Genomic DNA, 10,748 nt, shown 5'->3' on the forward strand with positions numbered 1-10,748 from the left:
CCGCGTCGCTGACGTTGTCGGTGAGCGGTGGGTTGGGGAAGGCGGCGGGCGCTGTCACCGGGACGTACACCCCGGAGCGGACTGTAGGAATTCGGCCACTTCTCTGCACCTTCTCGGCCAGCACCGAACTCCCCTTCCCGTGAACTCCGTTCGAATACGAGCGGCCCGGCCCCACCTCGGCTCCCACCGCCCGTTCCGGGCCGCACGCGAGGGCGTACGGCATCGCGATGATGGCCCGTGAAACGTCCGCTTAACGAACATGACCTTTCCGGCAACGAACGAGTTCCGGCCAAGTTGTTGACGCGCTCCTGACAGGAACGGTCTGCGGCTGACAACCTTCACCCCGTTCTGCGCACTTCTCGCTCACCCCGGACGGCTCGTCTGAGCCGCCGGTACCCCCCTCGCAGAAGGAGTCCGCGTGAGATCCACGCACAGCCGTCGTGCCACTGCGACCGGCGCTCTGATCGCCGCAGCAGCCCTCCTCGCCGTCGGAGTCCAGTCCGGCACCGCCACCGCCACCCCCACTGGCACCGCGGCGCAGGCGACCGCCGGAGCCGAGCGCGGGGCGCTGCCCAAGCAGCTCTCCCCCTCCCAGCGTGCCGAGCTGATCCGCGAGGCCGACGCGACCAAGGCGGCCACGGCCAAGGGCCTCGGCCTCGGCGCCCAGGAGAAGCTCGTCGTCAAGGACGTCGTCCAGGACAACGACGGCACCACGCACACGCGTTACGAGCGCACCTTCGCGGGCCTCCCGGTGCTCGGCGGCGACATGATCGTCGAGGAGAGCAAGGCCGGGAACACCCTGGGGGTCACCAAGGCCTCCAAGGTGACCAGCACCGAGCTGAAGTCCGTGGACCTGAAGGCGGACATCGCGCCCGCCAAGGCCGAGAGCCAGGCCCTGGGCCTCGCCAAGGCCGACGGGTCGAAGAAGACCGAGGCCAGCCAGGCGCCCCGCAAGGTGGTCTGGATGGCGCAGGGCAAGCCGCAGCTCGCCTACGAGACCGTCGTCGGCGGCCTCCAGGACGACGGCACCCCCAACGAGCTGCACGTCATCACGGACGCGGCCACCGGGGCGAAGCTCTTCGAGTGGCAGGGCGTCGAGAAGGGCGTCGGAAACACCGAGTACAGCGGCAAGGTGACCCTGGGCACCGCGCCGTCGTACACGCTGACCGACACCGGCCGCGGCAACCACAAGACGTACAACCTGAACCACGGTACGTCCGGCACCGGGACGCTGTTCACCAACTCCACGGACACCTGGGGCGACGGCACCCCGACGAACGTCGAGACGGCCGGCGCGGACGCCCACTACGGCGCCGCGGAGACCTGGGACTACTACAAGAACGTCCAGGGCCGCACCGGTATCCGGGGCGACGGCGTCGGCGCGTACTCCCGCGTCCACTACGGCAACAACTACGTCAACGCGTTCTGGCAGGACAGCTGCTTCTGCATGACGTACGGCGACGGCAGCGGCAACACCCACCCGCTGACCGCCCTGGACGTCGCGGCGCACGAGATGTCGCACGGTGTCACCGCGTCCACCGCCAACCTGGTGTACAGCGGCGAGTCCGGCGGCCTCAACGAGGCGACCAGCGACATCTTCGCGAGCGCGGTCGAGTTCTACTCGAACACCAGCGCCGACCCGGGCGACTACCTCATCGGCGAGAAGATCGACATCAACGGTGACGGCACGCCGCTGCGTTACATGGACAAGCCGAGCAAGGACGGCATGTCCAAGGACTCCTGGTACTCGGGTGTCGGCAACGTCGACGTCCACTACTCCTCGGGTGTCGCCAACCACTTCTTCTACCTGCTCGCCGAGGGCAGCGGCGCGAAGGTCGTCAACGGGGTCTCCTACAACTCCCCGACCTCCGACGGTCTGCCGGTGACCGGCATCAGCCTCGCCAAGGCCGAGAAGATCTGGTTCAAGGCGCTCTCCACCAAGTTCACCTCCACCACCAACTACGCGGCGGCCCGCACCGGCACGCTCGCGGCGGCGGCCGACCTGTACGGCGCCACCAGCGCCGAGTACAAGGCGGTCGGCGACGCGTGGGCGGCCGTCAACGTCGGCACCCGTGACGGCGGCAACCCGAACCCGGGCGGCAAGGTCTTCGAGAACGCCACCGCGGTGACCATCCCGGACGCCGGCGCGGCCATCACCAGCTCGGTCAACGTCACCGGTGTCACCGGCAACGCGCCCAGCACCCTCCAGGTCGGCGTGGACATCACCCACACCTACCGCGGTGACCTGAACATCGACCTCGTCGCCCCGGACGGAACGGCCTACCGGCTGAAGAGCGCCTCGCTCGGCGACTCCGCGGACAACGTCCAGACCACCTACACCGTCAACGCCTCCTCCGAGGTGGCCAACGGCACCTGGAAGCTCAAGGTCCAGGACATGTACTCCGGCGACACGGGCAAGATCAACAGCTTCAAGCTCACCTTCTGAGCCCGCACCGGTCCTCGCACCGGTGACCACCGCCCGGCGGGAGCCCACACTCCCGCCGGGCGGTTCCGTGTGCGGGCCGCGGCCTCAGAGCAGCGGCACGCCGCCCGCCCCTTCCCCGGCCGCCGTCTCCGGGGGCAGCGCCACCAGGCCCGGCTCGGCCCCGGACGCCAGCAGCGGATGGGCCGGGAGCACCCGCACCGTGTAGCCGTACGGGCCGGTCCGGTCGAGGGCGAGCGGACCCTCGTACAGCCAGCGGCCCTCCAGGTCCTGGCCCCCGGCCGGTTTGAGCGGGAAGACCTGGGCGTCGAAGATCCCGTCGTCCTCGTCCACCCGGCCCGCCACCGCCTGTACCTCCACGTCACCGGGGTCCAGCGCGCCGAGAGCGGCCCGGACCCGCAGCGTCAGCGTGTCCCCCAGCTCCGCCGAACCGTCCGCCGCGGTGGACGCCTCCGCGGACGCCACCGCCTCCACGTGGTCGACGGCCACCTGCGGCCAGGCGGCGCGGACCCTGGCCTTCCAGTCGGCGAGGCGGCGGGCCGCCCCGGCGTCCAGGGCCCGGCCGGCACGCGCGGCCGGCCCGTACAGCCGCTCCACGTACTCCCCCACCATCCGCCCGGCCAGCACCTTCGGGCCGAGCACGCCGAGCGTGCGGCGGACCATCTCGATCCAGCGCTCCGGCAGCCCCGCCTCGCCCCGGTCGTAGAAGCGCGGCGCGACCCGGTCCTCGATCAGCTCGTACAGCGCGGCCGCCTCCAGGTCGTCGCGGCGCTCCTCGTCCACGACCGGGCCGTCGGCGGTGGGGATCGCCCAGCCGAAGTCCGGCTCGTACCACTCGTCCCACCAGCCGTCGCGCACCGAGAGGTTGAGGCAGCCGTTGAGCGCGGCCTTCATCCCGCTGGTGCCGCAGGCCTCCAGCGGGCGCAGCGGGTTGTTCAGCCACACGTCGCAGCCCGGGTAGAGCCGCTGGGCCATGGCCATGCCGTAGTCCGGCAGGAAGACGACACGGTGGCGCACCCGGGGGTCGTCGGAGAACCGGACCAGCTCCCGCACCAGCCGCTTCCCGCCGTCGTCGGCCGGGTGGGCCTTGCCCGCGACGACGATCTGGACCGGGCGGTCCGGGTGGAGCAGCAGGGCGGTCAGCCGCTCCCGGTCGCGGAGCATCAGCGTCAGCCGTTTGTACGAGGGGACCCGGCGGGCGAAGCCGATCGTCAGGACGTCCGGGTCGAGCACGCCGTCGATCCAGCCGAGTTCGGCGGGGGCGGCGCCCCGGGCCAGCCAGGAGGCGTGCAGCCGTTCGCGTACCTCGGTGACGAGTTCGGCGCGCAGGGTGCGGCGCAGCTCCCACAGCTCGCGGTCGGGGATGCCGGTGGCCCAGTCCCGGCTTCCGGGGGCGGCGCCGTGCCGGCCGCGCAGCTCGAAGACCTCGGGCGCGACCCAGGTGGGGGCGTGCACCCCGTTGGTGACGGAGGTGATGGGTACCTCGGCGGCGTCGAAGCCGGGCCACAGCCCGGCGAACATCTCCCGGCTGACACTGCCGTGGAGGGTGGAGACGCCGTTGGCCCGCTGGGCGAGCCGCAGCCCCATCACGGCCATGTTGAAGACGCCCGGGTCGCCGCCCGGGTAGCTCTCGGTGCCCAGGTCCAGGACGCGTTCGGCGGGGACGCCGGGGAGTTCGCCGTCGTCGCCGAAGTGCCGGGCGACGAGTTCGCGGTCGAAGCGGTCGATCCCGGCGGGCACCGGGGTGTGGGTGGTGAAGACGGTGCCGGCCCGCACGGTCTCCGTCGCGGCGTCGAGGCCGAGGCCGGTGCCGGCCAGCTCCCGGATGCGTTCGAGCCCGAGGAAGCCCGCGTGGCCCTCGTTGGTGTGGAAGACCTCGGGCGCCGGGTGGCCGGTCAGGCGGCAGTACGTCCGCACCGCCCGTACGCCGCCGATGCCCAGGAGCATCTCCTGCAGGAGCCGGTGCTCGCTGCCGCCGCCGTACAGCCGGTCGGTCACCTCGCGTTCGCCCGGGGCGTTCTCCTCGACGCCGGAATCGAGCATCAGCAGCGGCACCCGGCCGACCAGGGCCTGCCAGATCCGGGCGTGCAGCGAGCGGCCGCCGGGCAGGGTCAGCGTCACCCGGGCCGGGGTGCCGTCGCGCTCCCGCAGCAGGGCGAGCGGCAGCTCGTTCGGATCGAGGACCGGGTAGTGCTCCTGCTGCCAGCCGTCGCGCGACAGGCTCTGGCGGAAGTAGCCGTACCGGTAGAGCAGGCCGACGCCGATGAGCGGGACGCCGAGGTCGCTGGCGGCCTTGAGATGGTCCCCGGCAAGGATGCCGAGCCCGCCGGAGTACTGGGGCAGTGCCGCGGTCACCCCGAACTCGGGCGAGAAGTAGGCGACGGCGGCGGGGAGTTCGGCACCGCCCGCCACCTGTTCCTGGTACCACCGGGGCTGCTCCAGGTAGTCCCGGAGGTCCTGGGCGGCCCCGGCCAGCCGGTGCAGGAACGGTTCATCATGGGCGAGCTCGTCGAGCCGTCCGGCGGACACGGCGCCGAGCAGCCGTACGGGGTCGCACTCCTGCGCCCCCCGCAGGTCCCGGGCGCGCGGGGGCTGTGGCGGCTCCGGTCCAATGGCCCGGAACAGCTCCTGGGTCCCGGTGTGCCAGGACCAGCGCAGGTTGCGGGCGAGGTCGCTGAGCGGTCGGAGGGCTTCGGGCAGGACGGGGCGCACGGTGAACCGTCGAATGGCCTTCACGCCCTCCACCTTGACAGGGCGGCTGCCGATCCCGGCGGACGCGGCGCGGGGGTGCGGCGCGGTGTGCTCCATCCGGGCGGGCCCGGTTTCCGTTCCCGCGTCCGGGCCCACGGCTGCCAGTCGGGTGAAGCGGGCGGGGGCGGCCCCGGCCACGCCCTGCCGACCGGCCGCGAAGCGGTTAGAAAGGAGCGAAACCCGTCGGCAGCGGTACGTGTGTCCAGCGTTCCGCCACTGCGCCGCGCCCCACCACCGGCCCGAGGCCCTGTCCCAGGTGAGTCCATTGATCGGTCGCATCCCCGTCCTCGACGTCCGCCCGCTGGTCGACTGCGGCAGGCGGCCCGCCAAGGCGGTCGTCGGTGAGACCTTCCGGGTCACCGCGACGGTCTTCCGTGAGGGCCATGAGGCGGTGGCCGCCAATGTGGTGCTGGTGGACCCGAACGGGCGCCGGGGGCCGTGGCTCCCGATGCGGGAGCAGGCCCCCGGCACCGACCGCTGGAGTGCCGAGGTCACCCCGGGGTCCGAGGGCCGCTGGACGTACGCGGTCGAGGGCTGGAGCGATCCGGTCGCCACCTGGCGGCGCCACGCCGAGATCAAGATCCCGGCCGGCATCGACACCGAAGCGGTGCTGGCCGAGGGGGCCGGGCTGCACGAGCGGGCCGCCGAGGGGGTACCCAAGCGGGACGGCCGGGAGGCGGTGCTGGCGGCGGTCGACGCGCTGCGGGACACCTCCCGCCCGGCGGCCGAGCGGCTGGCGGCGGCGCTGGCCCCCGAGGCGCGGGCCGCGCTGGACCGGCATCCGCTGCGCGAGCTGGTCTCCTCGTCCGGGCCGCTGCCGCTGGTGGTGGAGCGGCGGCGGGCGCTGTTCGGCTCCTGGTACGAGCTGTTCCCGCGCTCGGAGGGGGCCCGGGTGGAGCCGGGCCGGAGGGGGAAGCCCGCCCGGGTGGTGAGCGGCACCCTCCGCACGGCCGCCGAGCGGCTTCCCGCCGTCGCCGCGATGGGCTTCGACGTGGTGTACCTCCCGCCCGTGCACCCCATCGGGACCACCCACCGCAAGGGCCCCAACAACACGCTCTCGGCCGGTCCGCGCGATGTGGGGGTGCCCTGGGCGGTCGGCTCGGCCGAGGGCGGCCACGACGCCGTCCACCCCGATCTCGGCACCCTGGAGGACTTCGACCACTTCGTCACGGCGGCCCGCGGGCTGCGGATGGAGGTCGCGCTCGACTTCGCGCTCCAGTGCTCCCCCGACCACCCCTGGGTCCGGCAGCACCCGGAGTGGTTCCACCACCGGGCGGACGGCACGATCGCGTACGCCGAGAATCCTCCGAAGAAGTACCAGGACATCTACCCGATCGCCTTCGACCGGGACATGGACGGGCTGGTCGCCGAGTCCGTGCGCCTGCTGCGGTTCTGGATGGACCACGGGGTGCGGATCTTCCGCGTCGACAACCCGCACACCAAACCGGTGGTCTTCTGGGAGCGGGTGATCGGGGAGATCAACCGGGCCGATCCCGATGTGGTCTTCCTGGCCGAGGCGTTCACCCGTCCGGCGATGATGAGGGCGCTCGCAGCGGTCGGCTTCCAGCAGTCGTACACGTACTTCACCTGGCGCGAGACCCGTCAGGAGATCACCGACTACGTCACTGAGCTGGCGGGCGAGTCCGCCGCGTACATGCGGCCCAACTTCTTCGTGAACACGCCGGACATCCTGCCCGGCCACCTCCAGGACGGCGGCCGTCCCGCGTTCGAGGCGCGGGCCGTGCTGGCCGCGACGCTCTCCCCCTCCTGGGGTGTGTACGCGGGCTACGAGCTGTGCGAGAACACCCCGGTCCGGCCCGGCAGTGAGGAGTACCTCGACTCGGAGAAGTACGAGATCCGCCCCAGGGACTGGGAGGCGGCGGAGCGCGAGGGCCGTTCGCTGGCCCCGCTGATCACCGCCCTCAACCGTGTCCGGCGCCGCAACCCCGCGCTCCAGCAGCTGCGCGACGTGCACTTCCACTCCACCGACGACGACGCGTTGATCGCGTACAGCAAGCGTTCGGGGTCGAACACCGTTCTGGTGGTCGTCAACCTCGATCCGCACCACACCCACGAGGCCACGGTCTCGTTGGACATGCCGCGACTCGGCCTCGACCGGCACGAGCGTGTGCCGGTGCGCGACGAGCTCACCGGCGATACCTATCACTGGGGCAGGACCTTCTATGTGCGTCTGGAGCCAGGCGTCACGCCCGCGCACATCGTGGTCCTGCGACCGTCCCCGCCGACCGGAGGGTCACCCACACCATGATCGTCAATGAGCCCGTCCACGACACGTTCGAGGACACCCCGGCCAAGGACCGCGATCCCGACTGGTTCAAGCGCGCCGTCTTCTACGAGGTGCTCGTCAGGTCCTTCCAGGACTCCAACGGCGACGGCATCGGCGACCTCAAGGGCATCACCAGCAAACTGGACTACCTCCAGTGGCTCGGCATCGACTGCCTCTGGCTGCCACCGTTCTTCAAGTCACCGCTGCGCGACGGCGGTTACGACGTGTCCGACTACACGGCGGTGCTGCCGGAGTTCGGAGACCTGGCCGACTTCGTGGAGTTCGTCGACGCCGCGCACCAGCGCGGGATGCGCGTGATCATCGACTTCGTGATGAACCACACGAGCGACCAGCACGAGTGGTTCCAGCAGTCCCGCAAGGACCCGGACGGACCGTACGGCGACTACTACGTCTGGGCCGACGACGACAAGCAGTACCCGGACGCCCGGATCATCTTCGTCGACACCGAGACGTCCAACTGGACCTACGACCCGGTGCGCGGGCAGTACTACTGGCACCGGTTCTTCTCCCACCAGCCCGATCTCAACTACGAGAACCCGGCGGTGCAGGAGGAGATCGTCTCCGCGCTCCGCTTCTGGCTGGACCTCGGCATCGACGGCTTCCGGCTGGACGCGGTGCCCTACCTCTACCAGCGCGAGGGCACCAACTGCGAGAACCTGCCCGAGACGCACTCCTTCCTCAAGCGGGTCCGCGCGGAGATCGACGCGCACTACCCGGACACCGTGCTGCTCGCCGAGGCCAACCAGTGGCCGGAGGACGTCGTCGACTACTTCGGCGACTACGGGGCGGGCGGCGACGAGTGCCACATGGCGTTCCACTTCCCCGTGATGCCACGGATCTTCATGGCCGTACGGCGGGAGAGCCGCTACCCGGTCTCCGAGATCCTGGCCAAGACCCCGGCGAAGCCGCAGAACTGCCAGTGGGGCATCTTCCTGCGCAACCACGACGAGCTCACCCTCGAAATGGTCACGGACGAAGAGCGCGACTACATGTACGCGGAGTACGCCAAGGACCCGCGGATGCGGGCCAACATCGGCATCCGGCGGCGGCTCGCCCCGCTGCTGGACAACGACCGCAACCAGATCGAGCTGTTCACCGCGCTGCTGCTGTCGCTGCCCGGCTCCCCGATCCTCTATTACGGGGACGAGATCGGGATGGGTGACAACATCTGGCTGGGCGACCGGGACGCGGTGCGCACCCCGATGCAGTGGACCCCCGACCGGAACGCTGGATTCTCCTCCAGCGACCCCGGCCGGCTCTATCTGCCGACGATCATGGACCCGGTCTACGGCTACCAGGTCACCAACGTGGAGGCGTCGATGTCGTCGCCGTCCTCGCTGCTGCACTGGACGCGGCGGATGATCGAGATCCGCAAGCAGAACCCCGCCTTCGGCCTCGGCTCGTACGACGAGCTGCCCTCGTCCAACCCGGCGGTGCTCGCCTTCACCCGTGAGCACGGCGACGACCTGGTGCTCTGCGTGCACAACTTCTCCCGGTTCGCGCAGCCGACCGAGCTCGACCTGGGGGCCTTCACCGGGCGCCGTCCGGTGGAGCTGATCGGCGGGGTGCGTTTCCCGGTGATCGAACGGCCGCCGTACCTGCTGACGCTGGCCGGGCACGGCTTCTACTGGTTCCGGCTGCACGCGGACGCGTCGGCGGGCTGAGCCCGGCACGGGACCGTCCTCGCCGGGGTGGCACGGACGGTCCCCACCGGACGGCCGTACGGACCGTCCCGCCCCGGCACGCTCCGTACGGCCGGACATCGACCACCGCAATCCAGGACACCACCCGCATCCCGCGGTGTGCCCGGGGAAAGGACTCGACGCCATGTCGGAGGCTGTATCCACACGGGCCGCACCGTCCCGCGGCACCGGCCTGCTTCCGTCGCTCGCCCCGCTGCTGCGGGACTGGCTGCCCCGGCAGCGCTGGTTCGCCGGGAAGGGCCGGGCGGTCACCGGCTTCTCGCTGGTGTCGGCGACCGAGATGCTGCCGGTGGGCGCCGGGACCGGGGCCGGGCTGCTCCATCTGCTGGTCCGGGTCCACCAGCCGGCCTCGCCCGGACACTCCCCGGACGACTGCTACCAACTGCTGCTCGGAGTACGGGCCGTGCTGCCGCCCCGGCTGGCGCCCGCGCTCATCGGCCGGGTGACCGAGGGCCCGCTCGCCGGGCGCACCGTCTACGAAGGGCTGCACGACCCGCACCTCGCCGGGCTCCTGCTGGAACGGTTCCGCACCCCCGGCGCCCTCGGCGCCCTGCGCTTCGACCGCAGCGGCCCGGCCGTTCCCGCCCGGCTCGCCCCGCGGCTGCTGGACACCGAGCAGTCCAACACCTCGCTCGTCTACGGCGACGCCTACATCCTCAAGATCTTCCGACGGCTCTTCCCCGGCACCAACCCCGATCTGGAACTGCCGCTGGCGCTGGCCCGGGAGGGCTGCGGCCGGGTGCCCGCGCCGGTCGCCTGGTTCGAGGCCCGCACCCCCGGGCCGCTCACCCTCGGTGTGCTCCAGCCGTTCCTGGGCGGCGCCGAGGACGGCTGGCGCCTCGCGCTGCGCTCGCTGGCCGAGGGCCGGGACTTCGCCCCCGAGGCCCGCGCGCTCGGCCGGGCCACCGCCGAGGTGCACACCGCGCTCGCCGCCGCCCTGCCGACGCCCGCGCTGCACCGCGCCCAGACCGAGAAGCTGGCCGCCGCGATGGTGCGCAGACTGGAGTCCGCCGCCCAGGCGGTGCCGGAGCTCGCCCCGTACGTACCCGGGCTGCGCACCGCGTTCGACGCGGTGGCCGCGCTGGGCGACCGGGGCCGGGACTGGGCGGCCCAGCGGGTGCACGGCGATCTCCACCTCGGCCAGACCCTGCGCGCGGCCGGCGGCTTCTGGTCGCTGATCGACTTCGAGGGCGAGCCGGCCCGGCCGCTGCGCGAGCGCCGCAGCCCGCAGCTCCCGGTCCGCGACATCGCCGGAATGCTCCGCTCCTTCGACTACGCGGCCCGCTCGCACCGCCCCTGGAACGACGCGTGGGCGGCCCGCTGCCGGACCGCCTACTGCGAGGGCTACGCCGAGGCCGCGGGCACCGACCCGCGCGGCGAACCGGAACTGCTGCGCGCGCACGAGACCGACAAGGCGGTGTACGAGGTGCTGTACGAGGCACGGCACCGGCCCGACTGGCTGCCGGTCCCGATGGCCGCGATCCACCGCCTCGCCGCCGCCGAGGACTGACGGAACGTTCCCGCACCGCGCACAGCTCTTCCC

At 72.0% G+C, this 10,748-nt stretch carries 5 protein-coding genes; 4 read left to right on the top strand and 1 reads right to left on the bottom strand.

Going from position 1 to position 10,748, the window contains the following annotated elements:
- Positions 1-418 precede the first annotated feature (418 nt).
- Positions 419-2,446, top strand: coding sequence for a M4 family metallopeptidase (locus tag ACFCV8_RS29885; protein ID WP_376688600.1), 2,028 nt, complete (start codon positions 419-421; stop codon positions 2,444-2,446).
- An 84-nt stretch (positions 2,447-2,530) separates the two neighbouring features.
- Here the strand turns inward: ACFCV8_RS29885 and glgP are convergent, their stop codons facing one another.
- Positions 2,531-5,179: an alpha-glucan family phosphorylase gene (gene glgP, locus ACFCV8_RS29890; protein ID WP_376688601.1), complete on the bottom strand. Its 2,649-nt coding sequence runs from the start codon at positions 5,177-5,179 to the stop codon at positions 2,531-2,533.
- Positions 5,180-5,459: 280 nt separating this feature from the next.
- On the opposite strand from glgP, the gene ACFCV8_RS29895 reads away from it, so the two are divergent.
- The 3 genes from ACFCV8_RS29895 to ACFCV8_RS29905 all read left to right on the top strand — a co-directional run bounded on the left by ACFCV8_RS29895 (position 5,460) and on the right by ACFCV8_RS29905 (position 10,715).
- Complete coding sequence (locus tag ACFCV8_RS29895) at positions 5,460-7,463, top strand: alpha-1,4-glucan--maltose-1-phosphate maltosyltransferase (protein WP_376688602.1); 2,004 nt, start codon at positions 5,460-5,462, stop codon at positions 7,461-7,463.
- Positions 7,460-9,166: a maltose alpha-D-glucosyltransferase gene (gene treS / locus ACFCV8_RS29900; protein WP_376688603.1), complete on the top strand. Its 1,707-nt coding sequence runs from the start codon at positions 7,460-7,462 to the stop codon at positions 9,164-9,166. The genes ACFCV8_RS29895 and treS overlap by 4 nt, the downstream gene beginning before the upstream one ends.
- A 163-nt stretch (positions 9,167-9,329) precedes the next feature.
- Positions 9,330-10,715, top strand: a complete 1,386-nt coding sequence (locus ACFCV8_RS29905) for a maltokinase (protein WP_376688604.1) — start codon at positions 9,330-9,332, stop codon at positions 10,713-10,715.
- Positions 10,716-10,748: the final 33 nt, after the last annotated feature.

Origin of the sequence: Streptomyces sp. NPDC056347, assembly GCF_042262625.1 — a bacterium.
In the GTDB taxonomy this organism is placed as follows: domain Bacteria; phylum Actinomycetota; class Actinomycetes; order Streptomycetales; family Streptomycetaceae; genus Streptomyces.